The organism is Schleiferilactobacillus harbinensis, from assembly GCF_008694105.1.
Lineage (GTDB): Bacteria > Bacillota > Bacilli > Lactobacillales > Lactobacillaceae > Schleiferilactobacillus > Schleiferilactobacillus harbinensis.
Genome location: NZ_CP041364.1, coordinates 2,358,936 through 2,382,125, shown reverse-complemented (window position 1 = coordinate 2,382,125; position 23,190 = coordinate 2,358,936). Strand labels below are relative to the sequence as shown.

Genomic DNA, 23,190 nt, shown 5'->3' with positions numbered 1-23,190 from the left:
GACTTGCCTGTTCCAGTTCTCTGGGCGGCAGGTCAGCCTGTTTTGTACCCGCACCGCCCTGTATAATGATAGCGAGGTGAAGCCGTTGAATATCAAAGTGATTGGCGTGGGCAAGCTTAAGGAGAAGTACTTCAAGGCCGGCATCGGGGAGTACAGGAAACGCCTGGACAAGCTGGCCAAGGTGCAGATCGTGGAAGTCGCCGATGAGAAAGCGCCGGAGTCATTGTCCGCAGCGGAGATGGCCCAGGTGAAGGAGAAAGAAGGCAGCCGGATTCTGGGGAAGATCAAGGACAAGGAGTATGTGATTGCCCTGGCCATTGAGGGCAAGCAGCGCAGTTCTGAGGCCTTTGCCAAAGAGATTGCCGACTTGGGCACCTATGGCGTAAGAGGTCGTTAAACGGGCGTATATGAAAAAGTGGCGCAACCCTCTAACATAAGGATTGCGCCACTGCTGTACTCGAATTATTTATTCGTGGCAGATCTCCTGCACTTTCGGTGACCAGGGTAAATAGTCCTGTAGGACCGTCAAGTCCCCGGGCACCGGCAAATTAGGTAATGCCGCAAACAAATAGTTCAAGTATTGACGAAGGTCGAGGTGATTTATCTCTGCAGTTTTGAGCACACTTAATAAGATGCCCGTCGCTACGGCGCCGCGTTTGCTCTGTGAGAAGAGCCAATTTTTGCGGCCCATCACCAGCTCTTTGACGGCTCGTTCGGCCCGGTTATTGGATAACTCCAACCGGCCGTCTTGGAGAACCGCCCGTAATCCTACTTCATGGCCCAGTGCGTATTCAACTGCGCGACCAAGTTTGGATTTCGGTAAGTAACTGTCACCCAATTCAAACAACCATTTGAAGAAGGCATCCATCTGCGGCTGGAGGTGTTCTTTACGCTGCGCAAGTCGCTCAGTTGCGGGCAGGCCACGCCATCCCTGTTCCAAGTGGAACATCTCATTACAGTATTGCCGACCAATGGGTGCCAATCCGGTATCACCACCGGTAACCGCTTCGTCGAACTTCCGCCGGACGTGCGCCCAGCAATAAACATTGGTCAGATCCGGCAACCGGGGATACACAGCATAGCCATCGGTCTGCAGGTATTTCGTATATCCCTTAAGGAAGCGCTCAGCTTCGCCGTACCCGCGGGTGTCGCCGTGGTCATACAGGATAATTTGATGCTCCGCAAACTTGCCTGAGGTGTAAACCCAGTAATAGGTCTTGGCCTTCTTGATGGCGAGCACCCGGTAGGGCGTCTCATCGGCGTGAATGATATCCTGGGCCAGCAGTTCTTGATGCATCAAATTGTAGAGCGGCCGCAGATATTCTTCGGCTGCCTTGATAGGCCAACCAGACAGGGCTTGCCGGGTAAAATCTGCGCCACGATTATGCCAGAGCTTTTCTTGCCGGTAATCCGGCACTTTATAGATAAATTTGGTCAAGATTGATTCGGTCACGACCGCATTTGAAGCCATACTGTGGGAGATCACGGGCTTCGGTACGTCTGCTTTCTTGGTGATTACCTTACCGTGGTCTTGTAAACACTGCTCGTTAGTGCAGACGTAAGTGTGCTGGTAAACAGTGGTGGCCAACAACTTAACGGGGACAAAGTCGACCTCTTTACGTACGGCTGTCCGCCCAATATCGGCCATCATCTTCCCACATCCTGGGCAAATCTGATCTTCAGTGTCTAAAGTATAGTCGCGAGTGTTTTGTGGTAATTGACTCAGGTCCATCGATTTTCGGTGAACCACTTTCTTAGGGCGTTTCTTGACTGGCTCGTCTTCGCCACTCGCCTTGGCGACCGCTGCTTGTTCTTCCTGGGTGAGCACGTGTTCGTTGAAGAGGTTGGTTTGCCCATCTGGCAAATTTTGGCTGGATTCGCGGCGACGACCATAGAGAACACGTTTCAATACGGCCAGCTGCTCCTGCATCTGTTGGTTTTCGTGGAGTAAATTTTGGACGATAGTCCGTAATTGCTCGGGGGTGGCATCTGCGAGTGCAATGCTATTTTTTGGGTCGACCAATGTGTGGCCCTCCTGAATTATTGATTATTGGATTATATCATTTATAGATCATAAAAAGGAAGAGGTAATACCAAATTTCATTTGGCATCCTCTTCCACATTTAATTGGTATATCCGACCCTGCGGTCATGAATGGTACGCCTCTCAATAATACTTAGACCAGTGATCAATCGTTTTAACTGGTAATGGCTTAGTCGTTGTACGTCGGACCGGTTGCGGGGCCATTGCAGGTGGCCGTTCTCGAACCGCTTGTAATAGAGGACGAAGCCGCTGCGATCCCAGTAAAGGGCCTTGAACCGGTCCCGCTGACTGCCGCAAAATAGGAATAGTGAGTGGTCGTACGGGACTTCGTTCTCACCATAGAGTTCCCGCAGTGAGGCAGCTAAACCGTCAATTCCTTTGCGGAGGTCAGTCTTGCCACAGATGATGTAGATGTTAAGTTCTTGGATATTGGGGAACATTACCAGTCAACTCCTGTAAGACGATGTGCCGAGTGCTCCGATCAGCACCATTATAAAAAATCACTTCGGCATCTTTGAGCTTGATTCGAGCAGCTATCTGGGGCTTCCCACCAGTGCTGGGTGTCCGATCTGTCATTTGAACCGGCACAATATCTTTAATTTGAACCATAAAAAGCCTCCTTGTGCACTTGATGACTCAAGCATACAAGGAGGCTACGGCGCGAACCATATACCCGTTTAACGACCGCTTACCCTATGGCCATCCCGATGTCACCTTTGTGATCGGCGGATCGCTGGGGTTGAGTCCGGAGGTGATGCAGCGGGCCAATGATACGCTGAGTTTTGGCAAGCTGACGATGCCCCATCAGTTGATGCGGTTGGTGCTGATGGAGCAGATTTATCGGGCGTTTATGATTAACATTGGGAGTCCGTATCATAAGTAGGATTGATGAGCTGAACAGGTTTTTGATGAGCTTTGAGCAGTTTTGAAGAGCTGAAGAGAGCTTTTAATGAGCTTTGAGCCGTTTTGAAGAGCTGAAGCGGGCTTTGAAGAGTTTGGAACAGCATTGATGAGCTTAATGAGAGTCAAATTGGCTCGGTCGTAGGTACAACGAGTCGTCGGAAGCTTTGACGAGCTGAGAACAGTTTTGACGAGCTTGGCCCGGATCTGATGAGCTAGACGATATATAAACTGGCTTGGCAGTAGATATAGTGCGGCATCCAAGGTTTTGACGAGCTGAACAGAGTATTGACGAGCTTGGGATAGCTCCAGTGACTCCCCGGCGTGGGCCACGGAAGAAGTTGTAAAAGGGACAATGACTACACAATTTGAGACGCCGCTGGGCTTCGTAACGATTGCGATCAATAACCAACCAACCGACTTTAAGGTGGTCAAACGGCCACCATGGGAAAAATATTCAACCGTTATCACGGAGCGCTACTACTTGCAGATGCCTTCTGATCAATTGCAGGTCGGGGCGCATATTTGTCTGGAATTCAATACCGCTGCGGCCGGCGTCTATTTCGATTATGATACTGACGAATGCGAAATTTGGATGCCGTTTACTAATGATGATTGGCTCGTTTCGCTGGGAATTGCCATGCCCTTTCATTGGGATGAGGAGCCAGGGGAAGCGGAACGCTATCGCAAGTTAAGAAATGGTGGCGGCCAGCTTGTCTTACCATTGAACACACCTGATTATGTTGCCCAGATTGAGCGCGGGATTGGGGTGGCATGGCTGCCCAATACTACCACTGATGAAAGGACGGACCAGATGTTGGCTGCATATATTGATTTTGCCAGTGAGCCCGACATTTGATGAACTGGAATTCACCCGGTGCTTCGTCAGGAGCTCAATTGAGAACCCAAGGAGGAAACTTGAATGACCAACGCTTGCTTGATTTGTGACCGAATCCAGCTAATCCAAGAGAACAAGAACCCGTATTTTGTCCGTGAACTGAACACCGGCTATGTCGTACTCGCTGACAGCCAATATTTTGAAGGGTACACGCTTTTTTTGAGTAAACACCACGTCACCGAGCTTCACCAGTTGGCACCGGCCGAGAAATTGGCCTTTCTGGAAGAAATGAGTCTGGTTCAAGAAGCCTGCGCCAAGGCCTTTCACGCGGACAAGATGAATATTGAGCTGCTTGGCAGCGGGGACGCGCATGTGCATTGGCACCTGTTCCCACGGCATAACGGTGACACGGCCCAAGCCGGACCGGTTTGGTGGACACCGAAAGAAATTATGTACGGTGATGACGTGATTAAGGACATGCCACGCCTGGACCGGCTGAAGGCTGCTTTGGGTGCAGCACTAGATGATGTGTTGACGGCGCGGGCGTCCGAGCATGAGATGGTGAAATCCAAACAGTTGCATTAGGCGCGGACAAGGACCGGCGAAGTATGTTGGGCAGACTAATTTTCAAAACAGCAGTCAAAATGGAAAGGGCAATGGCCCAATCTAAATTTGACTGCTGTTTTGTTGTCCTTTGGCGGATTTTGGGAGTTGTAAATGTACAGTTTACTTCACATTCCAAATAGCAGATAATACAAGTGAAGTTAACTTCACTTTTGGAAAGTGTGGATGCCGATGAAAGTAGTGAATCGGGTCGCTGAAGTCCGGCGTGCCCAAGGATTGACCCAGGCCGAATTGGCTGATCGAGTCGGCGTGACTCGCCGGACCATTATTTCTCTGGAAAAGGGAAACTACACGCCATCGTTGATACTGGGATTGATGCTGGCAGATGTTTTCGGTCTGCCGGTACAGGCACTTTTTACGCTGAAGGAGGAATAAAAATGAAGAAGATCGTAATCGAACAGGTTGGAAATATTGGTATGATCTTGCTGTTCACGGCCGCAGTTGTTGATATGATTAACAGAAGCCGTATTGGTGCCGATGGCAGTATGCAGCTTGAATTTGGGTGGATTGCTTTTGCATTTTTTATTTGGCTCATTGGGTTTGTGATTATCCGTTATCTATTGGCCCATCGCGATCGTTCGTTTAATCCGGATGCCGGTGAATTCAGTGCCGCCGATGAGCGGGAGGAGCGGATTGCGGATCGGTCCGTTCGAATGAGTTACCGATTTTTGGTGGTTGGCTTATTAGTCAGCCTGATGATTATCAGCGTTCTTGGTATTGCGAGCGGAATGGATAGCCGATTGTTAGCCAAGATCAGTGTGTTGATCTCAGGCGGATTGATTGCCATTGGTTTTGTAGTTTATTTGGTTGGTTGGATGTATTTTGACCGGCGCATGGGATGAGTGGCAACAGAGGGCTGGGATTGTTTACTGCGCAGTAAATAATCCCGCTTGCATGCGCCGAGTCGCTGGTCGTCATTGTTAATTTTAGTTGACACTTTGCCCGTTTGAGTTGGTAGAAAGACTCAAACGGCTCCACGATAATAAGAAGTGTCAGGAGGGGATGACCTAATGAAATTCGAAGACCAACTGCGTGATCAGCGGCGTAAAGCCGGGCTGTCGCAAGAAGAATTAGCTGAAAAAGTCGGTGTCACCCGGCAAACCGTGTCAAAGTGGGAAACTGGCCAGGCGGTGCCGGAATTGATGAAGGGAAAAATCTTGGCTGATTTATTTGGCCTAACCTACGATCGATTGGTGGGAAATGACGTTACCACAGACAATCCAGATTGGGAGCAGCTGTCCGATCAGATCGACTGGACCAGTGCATGGGCGAAGAAGTATCCGATCCTTCAGGACTATCAGCACATGACGAAGGCCAGGATGCTGAGCCAAGAAGTTGCCGATCTCTATGATCGGGTGGGCAAAGAACTCGGTCTGAGCGATTTAGATACATTCCTGGTTGTCAAAGACATGGTGTACCAGCATTACCGGACCCACAGAAAACCGGCGGAAAAGTAAGCAGCAGTTGACAGCGAATACAACAGCATGCTAAGATTTGAGCATCTTAATAGCGAGTGAGGTATTGTATGTCGGCGATTGCGTAAGGAACCATTTGTGATACAAAAGAGGTTTTCAGACGATACTCTTTGTGTACCCAAATGCCCTACGGAATGACGCCGCGGATGACAGCACCCGCAGTCTCTTTTGTAGCGCAGTGGGAACTGCGCTTTTTTCATGCCTCCGTAAGGCCTGACGGTACGGTCTGGCAATGCCAAGAAAGGACTATGCCCCATGCATAAAAATTATACATCGGCGAGTGTGCGCTAACCGAAGGGTTTGTGCACAGCACCAACGTTGCAAACCTTCCTAATCGTGAATCATCAACGAAGCAACTAGGAGGGTACAACTCGTGAATCGAGAAAATAAACGAAAACAATACGCTAAAGGTTATTACAAAACACACGCGAACAACGACAGCTTCACTTGTAAAGTCTGCGGCCGGCCGGTCATGTCCAATGGGGCCGGAACGGAGCAGCGCAACCACTGTCCGAACTGCTTAAGCAGCTTGCACGTCGATAACGAACCTGGCGATCGGCAAGCCAATTGCGGCGGCATTATGGATCCCGTGGCCGTGTGGGTGAGAAAAGGCGGCGAGTGGGCGATCATTCACCGCTGCCGGCGCTGCGGTGCGTTATCATCCAACCGTATCGCGGCGGACGACAATCCGATGAAGCTCATGTCAATTGCCATGAAACCCGTGGCAGATCCGCCATTCCCGTTGGATAAAATCGAAGAAATGACGGCCTTAATGGCAGGCGACGGACAGTTAAAGTTCTAACTGCGGCGACGCCATGAAACACCAGGAACACTTGACACTCGGTGGGAAACCGCCGGGTGTTTTTGTCTGGAAAATCAGAAGTAGTACAATCAGTTTTAAGCATTACAATTTTCAGTAAAAGGGACTGACTCAAAAATGAAAATTCAAGAAGGCTACATGCCGTTCCACGAATACAAGACATATTACCGCATCGTTGGCGAACCCAACCCGGATAAGGCACCATTACTGCTGATCCACGGCGGTCCTGGCTCCTCCCACAACTACTTTGAGTTGCTGGATGACTATGCCGAGACCGGTCGGCAGCTGATCATGTATGATCAAGTGGGCTGTGGGAAATCGTCTTTGCCGGAGGACCCCAAGGTGTACGTCAGAGAGACGTGGGCTGAGGAATTGATTGCGCTGCGCAAGTATCTGCACTTGGATGAGGTGCATATGCTGGGCCAGTCCTGGGGCGGTATGCTGGAAATGTACTATTTGACCAGTTTTGACCCCCAGGGAATCAAGAGTGTCATGATCGACGGGTCGCCGTCGTCCATTAAGTTGTGGATCAAAGAGCAGCATCGGCTGATTTCTTACCTGAGTTACGAAGATCGCACGGCTATCGCCGAGGCGGAGGGGACGGGTGATTTCAAGAACGTGAAGTATCTGGCGGCGAATGACCGCTATATGGAACGGTATTGCTGGGATGATCCGGATGAAAACTCACCGGAGCCGCTGCGTCGTCCCACCAATGGCAAACGGGCGAGTTTGATTGCTGAAGGGCCTAATGAGTTCACTGAAAATGGCACGATCAGCGATTTTGAGGTCACGGACCAGCTGCACAAGATCCATGTTCCCGTGTTGGTGACTAACGGGACTGATGATCTGTGCACGCCGCTGATTGCCAAAACGGTGTATGACCATATTCCGGGGGCCAAGTGGCACTTATTTGCCAACAGTCGGCACTTGGCGCTGTTGGATCAGCATGATGAATTCATCAGTGTACTGGATCATTGGCTGAAAGAGAATGACTAGATACCGGTAATTGAACACGCAACAAACTGTAGCGGCTAATATTTCCCAGGAAATACTGGCCGCTACATTTCTTTGCTTGTATGCTTAAAGAAACCGAATTATGTTGAACGACGAGGAGTGAGTGAGTGATGACAATTGGTCAACGGTTAGCGGCCGCTCGGCAGCATGCTAACTTAACACAAAATACTGTGGCGGCCGAGTTACATGTCGCCCGGCAGACTATTTCGAGTTGGGAAACTGAGCGTACCTATCCTGACATGATGAGCATAGTCGCGCTGGCCAAGTTGTATCGCCTCTCCTTAGATGATTTAATTCGGGAGGATACTGATTTGATGAAAGCATGGACAAAGAAGGACGCTGCCTTACGCGAGGCGCGTGTGCTGTACCGGGTATCAATGATGTTAGATGTGGGTTTCATGCTGCTCTTATTGGGACTTTGCATCAATGCGCCAGGGTTTGCCATGGATGACGGGGTGGGTTTGCTGCTTTTATTGATGGCCTTCACCAACGTCTTGGCCTTATCGCGAGCTCGGCGATATTACCAGACAATGCAGGCTGAACAATCGCTGCCCAAATGGGTGTGGCGGACTGTTGTGTTCAGCTTGGTCGTTTTAATGATTGTGACTCGAATCTTGCGCTTTCGGTATGCCATCGCTGTGATTGGTATTGGGTATGCCGTTTTTGTAATGGTTATGTTTTGGCCCGATATCCATCGGCCGTTTCGACGCCATAAAGCAGCATAATAAAGGTAACTCAACGCGACTGTAATGTTTACTAAATTAAACCTGCGAGGAGTAATGATGATGACGATTGGCCAACGGCTGGCGACGGCCCGGCAGCATAGCGAATTGACGCAAAATGATGTGGCGGCCGTGTTGCACGTGACCCGGCAAACTATTTCAAGTTGGGAAACTGAACGGACGTATCCTGACATTACGAGTTTAGTCGCCCTGGCCGAGCTGTATCACCTCTCCTTAGATAATTTAATTCGGGAGGATAAAGATATGATCAAAGCATGGCAAGATAAAGAGGCAGCACTACGGGACGCGGGAATCATGTTCCGCGTGTCACTGTTGTTGGACATTGGGTTCATTTTGTTTCTCGTAGCGGAACAGTTGGCCGTACCGGGCTTTTCGACCAGTCACGGGCTCAGCTTGTTACTGGTGCTGATGACTTTTACTAACGTGTTGTCATTACCTCGGGTCGGTCGCTATTACCGGGCACTGCGAGGGACGATGAAGAAAAGAAATCACTGGGCGCCGACGCTACTGGTGCTTGGTCTGGTTGGCTTGATTGGTGTGCTTAAGTGGACGGCGTGTCCCTATTCGCCAGTCATTATTGCGGCGGGGTATGCCGGTGCCATGGTGCTGCTTTTCTGGCCGTATTTCAAACGGCGGTAACGATCAGCCCTTTTGTATTTTCCACCACAAGCCAAGTATAATGACAGAAAGAAGAACGCGCACCAATACATGCGGCCAATGGACATGCCCATGGAGTGCCAGGCCATTGCCCACCGCGGCAGCGAGCAGGCCGGCCAGTCCGAGGGAATGGCCCATGGCAAGAAGGGGCTACTTGGAAAGGAACTGGGCGGGGCTTTTGCTGAGATTTGGCCCAAGTCAGGTTATCAACGGGGCATAGGCAACAACAAAATTAACGCCGGATTTAAAATTGAAGTGCAACACCGATTGAGTTAGACCAATCGACCGGGTTGATTTAACAAAATAGGCCATGAAGACCTATCCTTGAAGCGACTAAACTACCAAGAAAGGTGACCTTCATGACCCACAATCAGTCTAACAGTCTCGGCTCGTACACTCAACTCACAGAGGGCGAGCGCGGAATAATTGATGCGCTTTGGCACTCCCATGAATATTCCATTCGCGATATTGCACACATCATCCATCATTCCCCTAGTACGGTAAGCCGTGAGCTTAAGCGCGGCCGAGTCCAGCAACGGGATTCGAATTATCATTACTACAAGGATTACTTCTTTGATGCTGCCCAACGACAACACGAAGAACGACAGACCCATTCCCACGCCAAGAGCATGTTGGAGAAGTGTACCTACTTCTTTAACTGGCTGACCGCTCAGATCAAGAAGCATGCGTATCGTGAACAAAGTATTGATGGGTACGTGCATCAGTTCCAGCAACTCTGGCCTAATCGTTCGTGTCCCTCAACGCCGACCGTGTATCGCTACATTGATGCCGGACTGTTGTCAGTGACCAACATGGATCTGCCTGAGAAGTTGCGGCGTCGCGAGAAAAGGCCAGGCCGTAGTCATGCGCGTAAGAATAAACGCATCGCTGGAACGTCCATCGACAAGCGGCCCAAACAAATCAATAACCGCTGGTTTGTTGGTGACTGGGAAGGCGACCTGGTGAAGGGGAAGCGTTCTGCCGACCAACCAGCATTACTCACCCTGACAGAACGTGTCACACGTTATGAGCTGATCTACAAGATCCCAAACTATCACGCCCGGACTTGCTTAGAGGCCATGCAATACGTTCTGAACACACATGATCCTTATCTATTCCACTCCATCACCTTCGACAACGGTTCTGAGTTCGCCCTCTTGGACCAACTCAGAGGAACAAAGATCTACTACTGCCATCCCTATACACCCAGTGAACGTGGCAGTAACGAGAATGCCAACGGCTTGATTCGAGAATTCATTCCAAAGGGTCAATCACTATGGGAAGTCTCTAAGGAGAAGATTCGTAAGATCCAAGATGTCTTAAACCACCGGTTAAGGAAGTGCCTTGGATACCGCAGCGCAATCGCGGCGCTCCAGGCCTCCCCCCTGGGCCTGGAGGAATCCCTGCCCACTACCTAAACCAATTCACATGGATGAGTCTTCACTGTTGCACTTAATTTGACAATTCGGGTTCGTAAATTAGCTTTAGCACCGGTGAAAAACTGATTTCTTTTCTTTGGAACATCGCGTATTATCAAAAATGAGCAGGCCGCCTGGTGGCGGACGCTGCTCATTTTTGATACGGAAATGGAGATGACAGAGGTGACGAAGACCTTGTATCTGATCAGCGGACCGATGGGGGCTGGTAAGACAGCCGTTAGCGAGCAGCTGGTCAAGCAGCTGCCGCAGGCGGTGATGCTGGACGGCGACTGGTGTTGGGCGATGGATCCATTTGTAGTGAACGACGCGACTAAAGCGATGGTGATGGACAATATCCAGCACTTGCTGAACGCGTTTATTCAAGCGCCGGATCTGGTCAACATTGTGTTTTGCTGGGTGATGGACGAGCAGGCAATTATTGATGATGTGCTGGCTGGCCTGACCATGCAGGGCGTCCGGCTGGTCAACGTATCGTTAATGCCCAGTGCAGAGAAACTGACTCAGAATATTACTGCTGATATTCGCGCCGGGATCCGAACAGCAGATGCTATTCCGCAGGCCATTGCGCGGTTGCCGAAGTTTGCCGCCGTCAACAGCATCAAGCTGGATACGACGGATCTTGTCCCGGCTCAAGCCGCGGCAATGATCAGCAAGTTACCCCGTTAAGCTGAGAATTGCTGCAGCAGTTCCCGGATGCAGCGCCATACTGCCGGTGTGTGCGTGTTGATCCCAGCAGGCATATAGCGTTGCAGATCATCTTGAATATACGCTTCGTTGAGTCGGAACCATTCGTCTTCATCGGCGGCGTCGGTGAAAGTATTCAGATAGTATGGATCGTCGATGGCCAGCAGGGATTCCTGAATGGCTTCTTTTTGATCAGCGGTCAGTGACAATTAGTCAGCCTCCTTTTGTGGTAGAGACTTAATACCACTTTTGGGTAAGACTTGTCTAGTCTTTTTTGGGCAGAAAGAAAATTTTGCAATGCGAAATGGCAGAATACCCCATTATTAGACCATTTCAGAATAATCAAGCAGATATCACCGTTCTGTCTGCAACCCTTGATGATATCACCGGGCTTTCCCAGCAATAATTTCTGTGGGACCGAATGCACTGTTGCGGCCCACATAGTGAGTTATTTGCAGTTCATCTATAAGTGTTTTGCCAAAGGTAAGACCATCTGCTGAACTTCAAGAGATACCGGTTAACTTTCGGTGGTATTGGTCAAAGCCGTAGGGTGATTGCCCAGCGGTGCTCAGGGGGCTGGGTGCAAACGCTTAATGGGTAATCAACTCATCCTGTATTTTTTCGATACTTTGTACAAATGGCGCATCGGGTTGGATATGATTGCGCGTTAGACGTGTTTGCCACCACTGATTACGAATGGTGACAATAGTGGGCAGTATCGCTTTGCCAGCAGCAGTAATTGCCACAATGTGTGCGGTGCGATTAGTAGTTGAAACAGTTTTAGTGACAAAGCCGAGGGTCACCGATTTCTTTATTTCACGGGTAATTTGCCCCTTATCGATAATCAGCGCGTGCGCCAATGTGGACTGAGTACTGGGACCGTGTTGGGCCAGATATAGCAAAATATACGCGCTGGTAGGGTTTAACCCCAGTGCGGCATATTCTTGTTTTGTATCACGTAAAAAAGCACGGTGAATGACCGAAAATGCCTGGGCAATATCGCCGGGGAACGTGTTGAGTACCATAGATCCCACTCCTATCAGTGTCAATGCAATCTCCCCACTATTGTAAACATGGATTGCTTGGCAGAGCAATCCTGAATTGGGGTGTTGACAATGCAACACCATGGCGTTATTGTTGCATTGTCAACATCATGATGATGATTTTATCCAAAATCAGTTTTAGGAGATGACCAGAACCATTGGCTGAGGCATTAATCAGCTCATTGCTGCCCATTGTTGTGACGTTGTTTTTGGGCTTCTTCGCCGGATGGCGTAAGGACTTTGGTGAGCAGCAAGCTGGTAGTTTAAATCAATTGGTTATGGATTACACTTTGCCGTTAAGTTTGTTTGGCGGTATTATGACGACTCAGCGCGCGGCAATCTTTTCTCATTTAGCGGTTGCCGGCTGGCTGCTGGTGGCAATGGTTGGCGGATATCTTGTTGTTTTGCTCATTGCGCGTTTTATTCTGCATCAGTCCACTGCATTGGCGGCGTTGCGGGCGTTAGCAATTGCGGGGCCAGCGATTCCCTTCGTTGGACCGACCATTCTAGGGTCACTTTTTCCCAGCGAAAGCGCACTGTTGATTTCTCTTGGTGGTTTAATCATGAATATCATTCAGGTGCCATTCACTGTACTTATGCTATCCACCACAAGCAAACAACATACTTCTGCCAGTGCCAATTTGCTTGGTGCGATGAAGAAGCCTGTTGTATGGGCCCCAATTCTGGCATTTATCATCGTTTTGTGCGGTGGTCAGTTGTCGGCGGCCTGGGCCAAAAACTTCACGGTCCTAGGCAGTGCCACGGGTGGTTTAGCACTTTTCTCTTCTGGGATTATCCTGTTTACGAAGCAGCCTAAATTATCGTTGCCCGTGTGGGTCAATTCGTTGGCCAAGGATATTGCACTGCCAGCAGTAATGTTTGTCATTATGCTGGCTGCGCACACCCCGACATCAATTTTGAACATGTCTTTGATGGCGATTAGTATCCCGACTGCGGCCATTGCCACTATTTTTGCCAGCCAATATCACTTGGCCGAGCAGGAAATGGCCTCAACTTTGTTCCTGAGTACCATTCTTTCAGTAGTGACAATGGGGGTTATCATCGTCGTTCGCAGCATCTGATAGTGTAGTGGAGGTTTTATTATGGAAACAGCAAAACAAATTGTCAAAGTTCTTGAGAACCGAAACGTTAAATACGTCTTCGGGATTCCGGGCGAAGAAAACATCCATTTGGTGGATGCAATCAATCAATCGGATAAGATTCAGTTCATTCTGGTTCGTCATGAACAGGGAGCATCCTTTATGGCCGAAGTATACGGCCGCTTGACCGGACAACCAGGGGTGGCGACCGCGACTTTAGGACCAGGAGCTATCAATCTTCTGTTAGGTGTTGCGGATGCGCAAACGAATTCTACCCCGTTGATTGCGATCACAGCCCAGGGTGGTTTGAATCGAATTTATAAAGAGTCTCATCAGGTCATTGATCTGCGGGCTATGTTCCAGCCAATCACCAAGTGGTCCACGAATATTTATACCGCACGGTCTACTTCTGAGGTAATTACGAAAGCATATGACAAAGCCGTTAATGGTCGCCCAGGCCCTGTTTATGTTGGTATTCCCCAAGATGTTGAGGAACAGGATACTGGTACCCAATTAATTGCCAGTCCTATGCCAGCTGAGACAAATGCACCTCGGCCAGAAGAAATTCAAGCGGCTGCTACGGCGATTCGCCAGGCTAAGCATCCGGTTGTTCTGGCAGGAAATGGAATCATTCGCGGGCATGCCTGCGAGGCAATGACGCAACTGATGAATGCAACGCACTTACCAGTAGCAACAACTTTTATGGGTAAGGGTGTGGTTGACGATCGTTCTCCGTATTCTCTCGGTGTAGTTGGGTTCATGGCCCACGATTATGAGAATTTTGCCTTTGATCAAGCCGATTTGATTGTCTCGATTGGATATGGTCTATCCGAATTTAATCCGGTAAAAATCAATCCTGAGGGTAAAACACCGATTATTCACTTAAATACTTTCACGGAAGATACTGATGAACATTATCCCGTTAAGATCAATATTGTCGCTACACTCCAAGAGAGTATCCCCGCCTTGACCAAGGCTTTGGCTGGCTACCAGGCGCCTGCCTTCACTCCGGCGATTAAGCAGGCCGTGGCAGATGAATTAGCTCAAGGCACAGCTGATAGTGCCGTTCCGTTAACGCCGCAACAAATCGTAAGTGCCACCCGTGAGGCAGTTGACGATCAAGGGGTTGTTCTTGTCGATACAGGGGCATTGAAGATGTGGATGGCAAGATTGTATCCAACATATGCGCCAAACACATGCTTGATCGACAATGGGTTGTCCACCATGTCCTGGACGCTGCCAGGAGCAATTGGCGCAAAGTTGGCCAAGCCAGACAAGCATATCCTGTCTGTCATGGGTGACGGCAGCTTTATGATGAATTCCCAAGAACTGGAGACAGCCGTTCGGTATCATGTACCGATGACAGTGCTGCTCTGGGTCGACAAGGCCTACGGGTTGATTAAGTGGAAGATGGACATGGAGATGGGTCACCACTCCGAAGTTGATTTTGACAATCCCGACTTTATCCAATACGTCAATTCATTTGGTGCCAACGCACATAAAGTGACGAGTCGTAGTGATCTGGTTTCATCCCTGCAACAGAGTCTGGCAAAGGACAATGGTGTCAATGTGATTATCGCACCAGTTGACTATCGCGAGAACATGAAACTGATCAATAAACTGGGAAAGGTAACCATTTCTCTGTAAGAGCATCATATGTAATTTATCTTGAAAAAGAAAGCAGGGTCAGCAGACCTTGCTTTCTTTTTCTTGTAAATATTCAAAAATATATAAACGTAATTAATGGATTATTCAGGAGTGTTGGTGAATGTATCCGCATTGATCGTCAATCCGCTTTCAACCAATAGGGTAGCGAATTCGTCATTTTGAATAACGCGAATATTCTGCGGAGCAACATCTTCTATCCACTCACTATCAACCTTGGCCGTTGTGACCAGCCACTTGACGGGTATAAGCGAATCGTACTCCTGAATCCCAGTGTACCTGCTTGCCGCCAGTTGAGCTATTGCATGGGTGAAACCGGCATGGCTTTCAGCCCCCTTGTGATGCTTGACCTGAACATAAACAGCAATACCTAAATTGTTGAATTGACCCATGACGTCAATGTCGGCAACGGGATCGTTATCATTGCGTTGGCCGTTTTTTGATGGTATATATGTCTTGTCGGCACCGAGATTTTCCAAATAGTTTTTGACTAGCAGCTCCAACTAATCTGGGGTTAGCTTATCGATTATATATTTTTGCACCTGTTCAACAACGGCATCTTTTGTTGCGGAGAAGTCGGTGATGGTGGTCTTTGTATTGAGGGTCTCGATTAATCTATCGACTTCGGCCGTTGAGAGAACCAGATTGGTCCCTCGGTATTTGAGCTTTGAAGTGAGTGCCGATCCAAGGTAGTTATTACGGGGTAAATGCTCTGCAATCGGTTTAACAGTGACCGCGAAACCTAAATCGGCGTTATTGACATCATCTTGAGTGAGAGCTTCGGGCACACCAGTCACTTCAAATATACTAAATTGCCCTGGAGACGGCACCAAAATCCGGTCACCAACGGTTAACCGCAAAAAGTTATAGAGAAAGTAGCTGCGCATGGGTGTCATCCAGTCAAAGCCATCCTTTTCTCCCAACTCAACGAAGAATCTGGCAAAGTTTCGCTTATCTGATTTATCTGCTTCTGCCATGATTTCTTCCGCTTGATTTTTTTTGACAAAAGCGGCGTAGCCAATTGGCAATTTGTTTTGGGATGCCAGTAACTTCTTTGTTTGATCATTCTCGTGTGTGATACGATGCATTAAGTCCATAACAATCGCTCTCCTCATGAATTATTGAGTGCTTCGATCGGTGATCGTGCACTTTCTAACATGGATTGTAGCATACTGTTTCATCTGAAATTACAGCGCTTGCATTAACGAAAAATCCTTTGAAGGGACGAACGATTTATTAACCATGAAACAATTAGAAATTCGATAATTCAGGATGGCCAATTGATTTCCATCGTGTTAACTAGTCCGGTTACCCAGCGAAATTAGGAACTTTAGCGAGTTGCTTTTGGGTTGACCTGCCTACGGTTCACCAACACATAGGTCGGATGTTCCAACCCTGTTGGGGCATAGTATTCCGTGCCAATAAAGTGAAATCCCAGATTTCTTAAAATAATACCGGAAGCCAGATTAGCCGGGTGATGACCAGCGACCAATTGCGGGAGTTTGAGCTGATTGAAGGCGTAATGAATGACAGCGGCAGCCGCCTCGGCGGCATAACCCTGATGCCAAAACTCAGGGCGTAAATGGTACCCCAGCTCTGCCCCGTTTACTACTGGTTTCAGACCGCAGCAACCAATGAATTGACCAGTGGTCAGGTTGAAAATCGGCCAGTATTGCATTGCAGCAGTTTTCTCCTGATTGATTTCGGTTTGCAGCCGCGTGGCAATCTCTGCTGGATTGAATGCACCGTTCTGGTGGATATAGTGGGTCACTCGCGGATCACCCCACAGTTGTTCAGCGAGCGGCAGATCGGTTTTCTGCCAGACGGCAAAGCCGATTCGCTGAGTTTTTAGAAAATACGTTCTCGTCACCGTGACCATCCTCTCGTCATTCTTGGGGTTATTGTATACACAATGTGACGGGAGATAGAAGAGTGAATAGGAAAAATTGAACTTCTTGGAGGATGGCAATCATGAAAAAAACCGAACGCCTCGTTATTAGACCATTTCAAAATAGCCCAACTGATTTGGCGGCCTTGTACGCGATTTTGGCGGACAAGGATGTGAATCGTTTTTTACCGTGGTGGCCGATCCAATCATTGGCAGAAGCGCAGGATTTCTATCAAAAACGGATTGCACCAAATTCTGAGTCCCAGTGGTACGCCATCTGTTTGCGCGATGATGACACACCGATTGGTTACGTCACCATCGGAAAAGGACCAAGCCGCGATCTTGGCTACGGCCTGCGCAAAGCCTATTGGGGTCAGGGCATTACGACTGAGGCGGCCGGCGCTGTCGTCACGGAATTACGGGCGCAACAGCTGCCGTTCATCACTGCCACTCACGACGTTAACAACCCCGCCAGTGGCAAGGTGATGCAGCGGTTGGGCATGCAATACCAGTATTCCTACAAAGAGCAGTGGCAACCCAAAGACATCTTGGTTACTTTTCGGATGTATCAGCTCAATCTAGCGCAAACAGATGCACTGGTATATCGCGAATATTGGGACAAATATCCCAATCATTTTATCGAGCAATTTTAACCTTTGAAGATTTTTTGATTGTGATACGCCAGAAATTCCTCTTTGGGTTTATCGTGCACGGGATCATGCAGCTTTCTGCCCTTAAACGGCGCCAATTCGCGGTACAATTGATTATCCGCTTGCGCCTCCGCAGCCAGTCTAATGGTGCGATCGTTGGCGTCGAACGTGATCAGGCCCTGATCGAACGCTTTGTCCCATAATGGTGACAGGCAGATCACGTTGCTGGGGTCCAGCCGATCCTGGGGTGATACGGCCCAAGGGATGATGTGCGATGCAATCAGCAGTGGACGGGTATGGATACCGGTCACGGCGCATTGGTAGCTGTAGTTCAACCGGACCAGTTCGGCGAGCTGGCTCTGGCCGATGCGCTGTTTGTGCGGCCCAATTTTTTCCGTTACGCCGAATCGACCCTGGTGGATATCGCGGTAAACGGCCACGTCCTCTTTAACGATTGCGCGGGTGAGCGGCGGCAGTGATTGGCCGTTCATCTGGTCCAGAGCAATGGTTAGCAGACCGTGGTAGTCCGCCGGTCTGATTTCGGTCATGCCGTATTGATTAAAGAAATGCTGCCAATCCTGGCGTGTTCGTTGACGAAATGTCCAAGGAAAATCAGCCAGATCTTCCGGAGTCAAATAATAGGTGAACGCAATTGAATTGATGATCTGGGCATGCTGGTTGCCCTGGGTGTCGTGGGTGATCGGACCGATTTGGCCGGCGCCAAAGAAATACCAAAATTTGGCACTGCCTTGGGGCCGCCGATAGATAAACCAATCACCGGTGCGCATTTTATTGAATTGCCGAGCATTCCAGTGATACTGGAAGAAATCTTGGTCGGAATAGTTGTTGGCCGGGGTGGCGCCCTTTGTGTCAAGGATGAAGAACCGCGTATCTGGTGTGATAGATTGCTGCATTAGCGTGGCGAAATCTGAATTGTTGGCCGCGTCTACGTATTGGGTGGAGAAATCTTCCAGTGACGTATTGTAATACTGCAATAGCATGGAGAGCGTGTCCAGTTTAACAAGGGCCTGCCCGTTTTCAATACTGGCTAAGGCGTTGAGCGAGATATCATTGTGGTCGACAACTTCTTGACGGGAGCGGTGCTGGGCCTGACGCAGGCGCATTAAAGCAGCACCAAATTTAGCTTGGATAATTTGTTTGTCGTCTGCCACAGCACACACCTCCCCATCTCTTAGTCATCGTACCGAAGAAGTGTCTATAGTTTATACCAAGTGGACTTGGTAATTGTATTAAGCGGCCGGCAGTATTGACATCACTTACTGGCTATGGAACAATAAAGTCAAATAAATAGTCGTTCTGTATCAAGAGCGTCGGTAGTGGCTATGCACTGTGACCGGCCGGCAACGTACCTTTATGGCAACGTGCCCCACCATAGACGGATGCACCTAAAGTTTCTTTAGTCGTGCATACGTGTGCGACTTTTTGTTTGCAGAAAACTTTAGGAGGAATGGAAAATGACCAAAGTAGTGATGATTGATGATAAGTTGCATGTGGTTTCTGAAAACGAGGCAGAAGCTGCGACACTTTATATTTCACAGTTGCGCTCTGAAATGGAGGAAGACGCTAGTGACGGCCTCAGGGTTAATATTTTCGAACGCAGGGATTTACAGCTGGCTTGGAAAACATCAACGGCGGCCCAGAAGAAGGAATTAACCGAACTGGTAGTCCGCCACATTGATGATGTGTGGAATAACCATATCCGATTTTCAAAGCGTTCGGATAAGGCTAAGTGGAGCGATTCCTGGGGATATATTACGGTGCGTTGGGTTAAGAATATTTCGGAAAGCGGCATTCTTGGAGCAGAGATTGTTGCTGAAGCGCGCAAAGCATATGAATGGTACACACACAAGCAAGAATAAGTAAGGAGGCGCAGTCAATGTCCACAAAAGTCATACCACTTAAAGAGACGTACACCATTCGCGGTGAAGAAATAACGATAACGGCAAGCGCTCGAATTAATGTAGAAACTGGGAAACCGGTATTCGACCAGCAATTGGATGACGCTGCTATTGAGCAGGCGTTTGCCGTATACCGCGGGCGGCACGACTACTTTTCTTCCCAAGACATCGTCACCTTGCGCAAGCAGATTAACCTGACGCAAAGCGAGTTTGCCGACATGCTGGGGTGGAATCTGACCACGGTGGTCAGCTACGAAGCGGGTGCGCTGCCGTCTGAGGCAAATAACGCAGTTCTGCATGCGCTGCAGGACAAATTGTAACGAGCAAATATCGGTCTGCCCTTCAGTACGCGATGAAGGCAGGCCGATATTTTGGTTGTTCATGGGGATGTTGCCGGTAGATCAGTCATGCCGGTTTGGCCGCCGCAGCGGGTTCTTCCGCGTCAATTGCCGCCCGAATCTCCCGGGTATACGCTGCTAAGTACCGCGGTGCCGCCGTTCCATGCTGCCGGACCAAATCAACAATGGCACTGCCGATGATTGCGCCATCGGCCAGGTCGCTCATTTTTCTCGCCTGCGCCGGCGTGTCAACTACCCGCCACTAAAGTGACGGGCTTGTGACTCACGCTGCTCAACGGGCAGCAGTAGTGCAAACGCCTAACGGCTCCTACTTGGTGTGGTCACATCTCAGGTCGTGTCTCAACGGCCTCGGGGGCTGACGGCTCCCGCAGATGCAGTCTTTCTCTAGCCGGTTCGCTTGCGCGTGTATCGCGGTTTAGCAGTACCGGCCAGCCACTGGCTGCCCAGCTGCTGGATGTTCATGGCGGCCGACTGGTCATCATTGGCCTGGAAACCGCAGGCACACCGGTATTCATGGCGGTCGTGATTTCGTTGCTGTTTCTTGATCACGCCGCATTGCGGACAGCGCTGGCTGGTATAATCAGACGGCACTTTCAGCACATGGCTGCCCTGCGCGGCGGTTTTGTAAATCAGAAACTGTTCCAGCTGATAAAACGGCCAACTGACCTGTTCATAGCGGCGGTCTTTAGCGACCTGTTCAGTCGCAAAGCGAACATCGGTCAAGTCTTCCAGCACAAACAAGGTGTTTGGCCCGTAATAGTCAACGAGTGCCTTAGCCGCACGATGGTTTTCGTTCGACATCCAGCGGTTCTCTCGCTGACGGATCCGTTTCAAGACTCGTTTCGCTGATTTGGTCCCCTTGGCTTGCAATTTAGCCCGCAGGTGCTTGTACCGCCGCCGTTTGTTGAGCAAACGGGTCCCTGAACGGTAGATGGTCCGGCCGGTCTCGTCAAACGCAGTGGCTAGAAAGCGCAGCCCCCGGTCAACCCCCACGACGTGGACGGTCTGGTCCTGGGTATAATCCGGCACTTCTTTAGTCGCACTGATGTACAGATACCACTTTCCGCCGCTGGTCAGTACCTTGGTGGTACCGAGTTTCCAGGTGCCATCAAAATAGTCGCGCCAATGGTTCAGTACCGGCCAAACAGTGATGCGGCGGTCTAATGTGTTCAGGGAAAAAGAGCCGTCCTTGCGGATGGCCCAATCCCGCCGCCGGACCAGATCCAGCTGCGGCCGCCGGAAGCTGATCGGGTACCACAGCCAGGTCAGATCCTTAGCTTGTTTTTGCCATTTGCCGGCCGCGTCTTGATAGCGGTAAGGTTTCTGTTTCAGCTGGGTGCGCACCGCTTTATAGCGGGCGGTCACCGTCCGCAGGACTGACTGCGCCATTTGGGCTTTCAGACCAAATTTAGTCCGCAGGTCGCGATACAGGACGATTTGCAGTTTCGTGGTGTTGAGTACAAAGCCATGGTCGAACACATAGCGGCTGACGTCGTCACAGGCCAAACGATACTGTTCCATGGCCTGTCGCAACAAGCCGCCATCTGCTGCCGCAGCCAGCTTGATCTGTATTTTGACTGTCTTGGTCAGTTCCACATGAGCACCTCCTTAGCCACACACTTGTTCTTGTCAGCTAAGTAAATTATATCAAAGAAAGAAGGGTCGGGGCAATTCCTCCCATGATTGAAATCATGGGTTTCCTTGCCCCATTTATCATGAATCCCGAACCCAATCGCCGTTGGCACATCGGTGTACTGTCGAATCTGAGCCACCAGGTTGGTCAAATTATGCGCGAACTCATCCCACTGGCCGGTAATCCCCAGAGCGGAAACGACGTAGATGAAGCCAGTGGCGGCTTCGGCAATTTTCTGCACGCGGTGGGCGGAGGTGGGGGTGACGCTGGCGGCGAAGGCCCGCAGGTCGGCATCTTGGATCACCGGACCATCGGCGGAGGGATCAGAAAAGGGAATGCCCAGCTCGACGATGTCGGCACCGCCATCCGCCAGGGCCAGCACGTTGGCGACCGTGGTGGCAAAGTTCGGGTCGTCGGCAACGATAAAGGGAATGAACGCTTTGTGGTCAGTGAAGATTTCTCGTAACTTACTCATTAATGTCCACCCCCTTATATTTCGCGATACTGGCAACATCTTTGTCACCACGGCCGGACAGGGTACAAACAATGATCTGATCCTGACGCATGGTCGGGGCAATTTTTTGCACGTAAGCAATGGCATGGCAGCTTTCGATAGCGGCCACGATACCTTCCTCCCGAGCGATGTATTCAAAGGCGGCGACGGCTTCATCATCGGTAATGCCCACGTATTGGGCCCGACCGGCGGTAGCCAGCGCAGCGTGTTCCGGCCCGACGCCCGGATAGTCCAGGCCAGCGGAAATGGAGTAGACCTTGTCAATTTGGCCGTTGGTATCTTGGAGAAAGAGGGACTTCATCCCGTGGAAAATGCCGACGGAGCCGCGCTCGATCGTGGCAGCGGTGCGGTCGGTATCAACACCTTCACCGGCCGCTTCTACGCCGACCAGTTGGCGTGAAGCAATTATCAATGCGGTTGTCCATCGTGATTATTTGCTTCATTCCAATGTGAAGGTCGAAGTGTTTGGCGATCGCATGGAGATTATCTCTCCGGGCGGTATCCCAGATGGATTGACGTTAGCCGAGATCAAGGACGGTTTGACAGCTGCACGGAATCCGCGGCTCATCCACATTCTTGATAAAATGAAGTACATTGAAAATTATGGTACCGGGATTCAACGGATATACCGAGCCTACGAAAGCTTTCATAAAGACCCACAGTTTATCGTTCGAGAGAATTCGTTTAAAGTTGTATTGCCAAACCAGAATTACGTACGGATAACTGAACAAGAGTCTATCATGAGGGGCGAACAGAACAACCGTATAACAGAGCTCAACAAGTCAAAAGTGTTAGAGGTACTTAAATTAAGCGATAGACCATTGAAGCGGTTAGAAATACAGGCCAAGACTGGATTAACGCGTGATCAGGTGGTTGCTGCTTTGAAATCTCTTCGTCGTGAAGGGAGCATTTCTGTCCTTGGCGCATCAGTAAATACTAGATATTTAGCAGAGTAGAGGATACGTCCCAGCAAGTCTCGCTTGAATACGACGATTACAATTCTAAAAAAGGTATGGCCAGGAATTATTAGTGTAGGAGCGATTGGCGTAGGAGCGTAGGAAAAAGCGTGGGAAAAAGCGCGGGATTTTGAACCGATGGTGTCTCGAAACATTGGTACGTAGCTGTTTGTGGGAGCACAAGCGTAGGAAAAAGCGTAGGACCTAAACCGATGATCGTCGCTTG

Annotated in this window: 29 protein-coding genes and 4 pseudogenes; 20 read left to right on the top strand and 13 right to left on the bottom strand. The window is 49.8% G+C overall.

What is annotated here, in order from left to right; all coding sequences use genetic code 11:
• Positions 1-85: 85 nt before the first annotated feature.
• A pseudogene (locus tag FMM01_RS11800) lies at positions 86-382 on the top strand (23S rRNA (pseudouridine(1915)-N(3))-methyltransferase RlmH); the annotation flags it as partial.
• Between the two features lie 84 nt (positions 383-466).
• On the opposite strand, the gene tnpC reads toward FMM01_RS11800, so the two are convergent.
• From tnpC to FMM01_RS11785, 3 genes are all read right to left on the bottom strand, one after another.
• Positions 467-2,023 carry an IS66 family transposase gene (gene tnpC, locus FMM01_RS11795; protein WP_150391513.1) on the bottom strand — a complete coding sequence of 519 codons (1,557 nt, stop codon included), beginning with the start codon at positions 2,021-2,023 and terminating at the stop codon, positions 467-469.
• Positions 2,024-2,123: 100 nt separating this feature from the next.
• The gene (gene tnpB / locus FMM01_RS11790) at positions 2,124-2,483 is read right to left on the bottom strand and encodes an IS66 family insertion sequence element accessory protein TnpB (protein ID WP_057824131.1); all 360 of its coding nucleotides are present in this window, start codon (positions 2,481-2,483) and stop codon (positions 2,124-2,126) included.
• A complete protein-coding gene (locus FMM01_RS11785) occupies positions 2,458-2,652 on the bottom strand; it encodes a hypothetical protein (RefSeq protein WP_150391512.1) in 195 nt (64 codons plus the stop codon). The genes tnpB and FMM01_RS11785 overlap by 26 nt, the downstream gene beginning before the upstream one ends.
• 85 nt (positions 2,653-2,737) lie before the next feature.
• On the opposite strand from FMM01_RS11785, the pseudogene FMM01_RS11780 reads away from it, so the two are divergent.
• The 13 genes and pseudogenes from FMM01_RS11780 to FMM01_RS11720 all read left to right on the top strand — a co-directional run.
• Positions 2,738-2,926 (top strand): annotated as a pseudogene (locus tag FMM01_RS11780) (23S rRNA (pseudouridine(1915)-N(3))-methyltransferase RlmH); the annotation flags it as partial.
• Positions 2,927-3,298: 372 nt separating this feature from the next.
• Positions 3,299-3,802, top strand: coding sequence for a hypothetical protein (locus FMM01_RS11775; RefSeq protein WP_150392651.1), 504 nt, complete (start codon positions 3,299-3,301; stop codon positions 3,800-3,802).
• Positions 3,803-3,865: 63 nt separating this feature from the next.
• Positions 3,866-4,366: an HIT family protein gene (locus tag FMM01_RS11770; RefSeq protein WP_150392650.1), complete on the top strand. Its 501-nt coding sequence runs from the start codon at positions 3,866-3,868 to the stop codon at positions 4,364-4,366.
• Between the two features lie 210 nt (positions 4,367-4,576).
• Positions 4,577-4,780, top strand: a complete 204-nt coding sequence (locus FMM01_RS11765; RefSeq protein WP_146995395.1) for a helix-turn-helix transcriptional regulator — start codon at positions 4,577-4,579, stop codon at positions 4,778-4,780.
• A gap of 2 nt (positions 4,781-4,782) precedes the next feature.
• The gene (locus FMM01_RS11760; protein ID WP_146995384.1) at positions 4,783-5,247 is read left to right on the top strand and encodes a DUF2178 domain-containing protein; all 465 of its coding nucleotides are present in this window, start codon (positions 4,783-4,785) and stop codon (positions 5,245-5,247) included.
• Positions 5,248-5,415: 168 nt separating this feature from the next.
• Positions 5,416-5,862 carry a helix-turn-helix transcriptional regulator gene (locus FMM01_RS11755; protein WP_146995383.1) on the top strand — a complete coding sequence of 149 codons (447 nt, stop codon included), beginning with the start codon at positions 5,416-5,418 and terminating at the stop codon, positions 5,860-5,862.
• A 391-nt stretch (positions 5,863-6,253) separates the two neighbouring features.
• On the top strand, positions 6,254-6,682 hold the full coding sequence (locus FMM01_RS11750) for an RNHCP domain-containing protein (RefSeq protein ID WP_150392649.1): 429 nt from the start codon (positions 6,254-6,256) through the stop codon (positions 6,680-6,682).
• 135 nt (positions 6,683-6,817) lie between these two features.
• Positions 6,818-7,696, top strand: coding sequence for a proline iminopeptidase (gene pepI, locus FMM01_RS11745; protein WP_146995636.1), 879 nt, complete (start codon positions 6,818-6,820; stop codon positions 7,694-7,696).
• Positions 7,697-7,824: 128 nt separating this feature from the next.
• Complete coding sequence (locus FMM01_RS11740; protein ID WP_146995635.1) at positions 7,825-8,439, top strand: helix-turn-helix domain-containing protein; 615 nt, start codon at positions 7,825-7,827, stop codon at positions 8,437-8,439.
• A 54-nt stretch (positions 8,440-8,493) separates the two neighbouring features.
• On the top strand, positions 8,494-9,096 hold the full coding sequence (locus FMM01_RS11735) for a helix-turn-helix transcriptional regulator (RefSeq protein WP_223849937.1): 603 nt from the start codon (positions 8,494-8,496) through the stop codon (positions 9,094-9,096).
• Positions 9,097-9,165: 69 nt separating this feature from the next.
• Positions 9,166-9,390: a hypothetical protein gene (locus tag FMM01_RS11730; protein ID WP_150392647.1), complete on the top strand. Its 225-nt coding sequence runs from the start codon at positions 9,166-9,168 to the stop codon at positions 9,388-9,390.
• A gap of 83 nt (positions 9,391-9,473) precedes the next feature.
• Entirely contained in the window at positions 9,474-10,532 is a 1,059-nt protein-coding gene (locus FMM01_RS11725; protein ID WP_056989697.1) for an IS30 family transposase, read from the top strand.
• Between the two features lie 168 nt (positions 10,533-10,700).
• Positions 10,701-11,219, top strand: coding sequence for an AAA family ATPase (locus FMM01_RS11720; protein WP_331244226.1), 519 nt, complete (start codon positions 10,701-10,703; stop codon positions 11,217-11,219).
• Here the strand turns inward: FMM01_RS11720 and FMM01_RS11715 are convergent.
• Both FMM01_RS11715 and FMM01_RS11710 read right to left on the bottom strand, forming a co-directional pair.
• Positions 11,216-11,446, bottom strand: coding sequence for a hypothetical protein (locus FMM01_RS11715; protein WP_150392646.1), 231 nt, complete (start codon positions 11,444-11,446; stop codon positions 11,216-11,218). The two genes, FMM01_RS11720 and FMM01_RS11715, sit on opposite strands and share 4 nt — an antisense overlap.
• A 381-nt stretch (positions 11,447-11,827) precedes the next feature.
• Complete coding sequence (locus FMM01_RS11710; protein ID WP_150392645.1) at positions 11,828-12,262, bottom strand: MarR family winged helix-turn-helix transcriptional regulator; 435 nt, start codon at positions 12,260-12,262, stop codon at positions 11,828-11,830.
• 176 nt (positions 12,263-12,438) lie between these two features.
• On the opposite strand from FMM01_RS11710, the gene FMM01_RS11705 reads away from it, so the two are divergent.
• Both FMM01_RS11705 and FMM01_RS11700 read left to right on the top strand, forming a co-directional pair.
• The gene (locus tag FMM01_RS11705; RefSeq protein WP_027828073.1) at positions 12,439-13,362 is read left to right on the top strand and encodes an AEC family transporter; all 924 of its coding nucleotides are present in this window, start codon (positions 12,439-12,441) and stop codon (positions 13,360-13,362) included.
• 21 nt (positions 13,363-13,383) lie between these two features.
• A complete protein-coding gene (locus FMM01_RS11700) occupies positions 13,384-15,027 on the top strand; it encodes an acetolactate synthase large subunit (protein WP_150392644.1) in 1,644 nt (547 codons plus the stop codon).
• A 101-nt stretch (positions 15,028-15,128) separates the two neighbouring features.
• On the opposite strand, the gene FMM01_RS11695 is transcribed toward FMM01_RS11700, so the two are convergent.
• The 3 genes from FMM01_RS11695 to FMM01_RS11685 all read right to left on the bottom strand — a co-directional run bounded on the left by FMM01_RS11695 (position 15,129) and on the right by FMM01_RS11685 (position 16,915).
• A complete protein-coding gene (locus FMM01_RS11695; protein WP_150392643.1) occupies positions 15,129-15,548 on the bottom strand; it encodes a restriction endonuclease in 420 nt (139 codons plus the stop codon).
• Positions 15,549-16,142: a hypothetical protein gene (locus tag FMM01_RS11690; RefSeq protein ID WP_150392642.1), complete on the bottom strand. Its 594-nt coding sequence runs from the start codon at positions 16,140-16,142 to the stop codon at positions 15,549-15,551.
• A gap of 233 nt (positions 16,143-16,375) precedes the next feature.
• Positions 16,376-16,915, bottom strand: a complete 540-nt coding sequence (locus tag FMM01_RS11685; protein WP_150392641.1) for a GNAT family N-acetyltransferase — start codon at positions 16,913-16,915, stop codon at positions 16,376-16,378.
• 101 nt (positions 16,916-17,016) lie between these two features.
• Between FMM01_RS11685 and FMM01_RS11680 the strand changes: the two genes are divergently transcribed.
• The gene (locus FMM01_RS11680) at positions 17,017-17,586 is read left to right on the top strand and encodes a GNAT family N-acetyltransferase (protein WP_150392640.1); all 570 of its coding nucleotides are present in this window, start codon (positions 17,017-17,019) and stop codon (positions 17,584-17,586) included.
• Here the strand turns inward: FMM01_RS11680 and FMM01_RS11675 are convergent.
• Complete coding sequence (locus FMM01_RS11675; protein WP_150392639.1) at positions 17,583-18,755, bottom strand: HNH endonuclease; 1,173 nt, start codon at positions 18,753-18,755, stop codon at positions 17,583-17,585. The two genes, FMM01_RS11680 and FMM01_RS11675, sit on opposite strands and share 4 nt — an antisense overlap.
• A 303-nt stretch (positions 18,756-19,058) precedes the next feature.
• On the opposite strand from FMM01_RS11675, the gene FMM01_RS11670 reads away from it, so the two are divergent.
• Positions 19,059-19,463, top strand: coding sequence for a hypothetical protein (locus FMM01_RS11670; RefSeq protein ID WP_150392638.1), 405 nt, complete (start codon positions 19,059-19,061; stop codon positions 19,461-19,463).
• Positions 19,464-19,480: 17 nt separating this feature from the next.
• Positions 19,481-19,822 (top strand): helix-turn-helix domain-containing protein, encoded by a 342-nt coding sequence (locus FMM01_RS11665; RefSeq protein ID WP_186810294.1) that lies wholly within the window; start codon positions 19,481-19,483, stop codon positions 19,820-19,822.
• Positions 19,823-19,907: 85 nt separating this feature from the next.
• Here the strand turns inward: FMM01_RS11665 and FMM01_RS11660 are convergent, their stop codons facing one another.
• The 4 genes and pseudogenes from FMM01_RS11660 to FMM01_RS11645 form a co-directional block, all read right to left on the bottom strand.
• The gene (locus tag FMM01_RS11660; RefSeq protein ID WP_146995623.1) at positions 19,908-20,066 is read right to left on the bottom strand and encodes a hypothetical protein; all 159 of its coding nucleotides are present in this window, start codon (positions 20,064-20,066) and stop codon (positions 19,908-19,910) included.
• A gap of 179 nt (positions 20,067-20,245) precedes the next feature.
• Entirely contained in the window at positions 20,246-21,457 is a 1,212-nt protein-coding gene (locus tag FMM01_RS11655; RefSeq protein WP_150392637.1) for an RNA-guided endonuclease TnpB family protein, read from the bottom strand.
• A 119-nt stretch (positions 21,458-21,576) separates the two neighbouring features.
• Positions 21,577-21,969 (bottom strand): annotated as a pseudogene (locus FMM01_RS11650) (tryptophan synthase subunit alpha); the annotation flags it as partial.
• Positions 21,962-22,408 (bottom strand): annotated as a pseudogene (locus FMM01_RS11645) (tryptophan synthase subunit beta); the annotation flags it as partial. The pseudogenes FMM01_RS11645 and FMM01_RS11650, both read right to left, overlap by 8 nt.
• 61 nt (positions 22,409-22,469) lie before the next feature.
• Between FMM01_RS11645 and FMM01_RS11640 the strand changes: the two are divergent.
• The gene (locus FMM01_RS11640; RefSeq protein ID WP_419554998.1) at positions 22,470-22,964 is read left to right on the top strand and encodes an ATP-binding protein; all 495 of its coding nucleotides are present in this window, start codon (positions 22,470-22,472) and stop codon (positions 22,962-22,964) included.
• The last annotated feature ends 226 nt before the right edge of the window (positions 22,965-23,190 follow it).

Bases quoted from the DNA above. Each gene is read 5' to 3' on its own strand.
- FMM01_RS11660 (WP_146995623.1), bottom strand. From the start codon at position 20,066: ATGAGCGACCTGGCCGATGGCGCAATCATCGGCAGTGCCATTGTTGAT.
- FMM01_RS11720 (WP_331244226.1), top strand. From the start codon at position 10,701: ATGGAGATGACAGAGGTGACGAAGACCTTGTATCTGATCAGCGGACCG.
- FMM01_RS11765 (WP_146995395.1), top strand. From the start codon at position 4,577: ATGAAAGTAGTGAATCGGGTCGCTGAAGTCCGGCGTGCCCAAGGATTG.
- FMM01_RS11760 (WP_146995384.1), top strand. From the start codon at position 4,783: ATGAAGAAGATCGTAATCGAACAGGTTGGAAATATTGGTATGATCTTG.
- FMM01_RS11710 (WP_150392645.1), bottom strand. From the start codon at position 12,262: ATGGTACTCAACACGTTCCCCGGCGATATTGCCCAGGCATTTTCGGTC.
- FMM01_RS11775 (WP_150392651.1), top strand. From the start codon at position 3,299: ATGACTACACAATTTGAGACGCCGCTGGGCTTCGTAACGATTGCGATC.
- FMM01_RS11735 (WP_223849937.1), top strand. From the start codon at position 8,494: ATGATGATGACGATTGGCCAACGGCTGGCGACGGCCCGGCAGCATAGC.
- FMM01_RS11670 (WP_150392638.1), top strand. From the start codon at position 19,059: ATGACCAAAGTAGTGATGATTGATGATAAGTTGCATGTGGTTTCTGAA.
- FMM01_RS11755 (WP_146995383.1), top strand. From the start codon at position 5,416: ATGAAATTCGAAGACCAACTGCGTGATCAGCGGCGTAAAGCCGGGCTG.
- FMM01_RS11665 (WP_186810294.1), top strand. From the start codon at position 19,481: ATGTCCACAAAAGTCATACCACTTAAAGAGACGTACACCATTCGCGGT.
- FMM01_RS11740 (WP_146995635.1), top strand. From the start codon at position 7,825: ATGACAATTGGTCAACGGTTAGCGGCCGCTCGGCAGCATGCTAACTTA.
- FMM01_RS11770 (WP_150392650.1), top strand. From the start codon at position 3,866: ATGACCAACGCTTGCTTGATTTGTGACCGAATCCAGCTAATCCAAGAG.
- FMM01_RS11725 (WP_056989697.1), top strand. From the start codon at position 9,474: ATGACCCACAATCAGTCTAACAGTCTCGGCTCGTACACTCAACTCACA.
- FMM01_RS11680 (WP_150392640.1), top strand. From the start codon at position 17,017: ATGAAAAAAACCGAACGCCTCGTTATTAGACCATTTCAAAATAGCCCA.
- FMM01_RS11700 (WP_150392644.1), top strand. From the start codon at position 13,384: ATGGAAACAGCAAAACAAATTGTCAAAGTTCTTGAGAACCGAAACGTT.
- FMM01_RS11730 (WP_150392647.1), top strand. From the start codon at position 9,166: ATGCGGCCAATGGACATGCCCATGGAGTGCCAGGCCATTGCCCACCGC.
- FMM01_RS11785 (WP_150391512.1), bottom strand. From the start codon at position 2,652: ATGGTTCAAATTAAAGATATTGTGCCGGTTCAAATGACAGATCGGACA.
- pepI (WP_146995636.1), top strand. From the start codon at position 6,818: ATGAAAATTCAAGAAGGCTACATGCCGTTCCACGAATACAAGACATAT.
- FMM01_RS11690 (WP_150392642.1), bottom strand. From the start codon at position 16,142: ATGGACTTAATGCATCGTATCACACACGAGAATGATCAAACAAAGAAG.
- tnpB (WP_057824131.1), bottom strand. From the start codon at position 2,483: ATGTTCCCCAATATCCAAGAACTTAACATCTACATCATCTGTGGCAAG.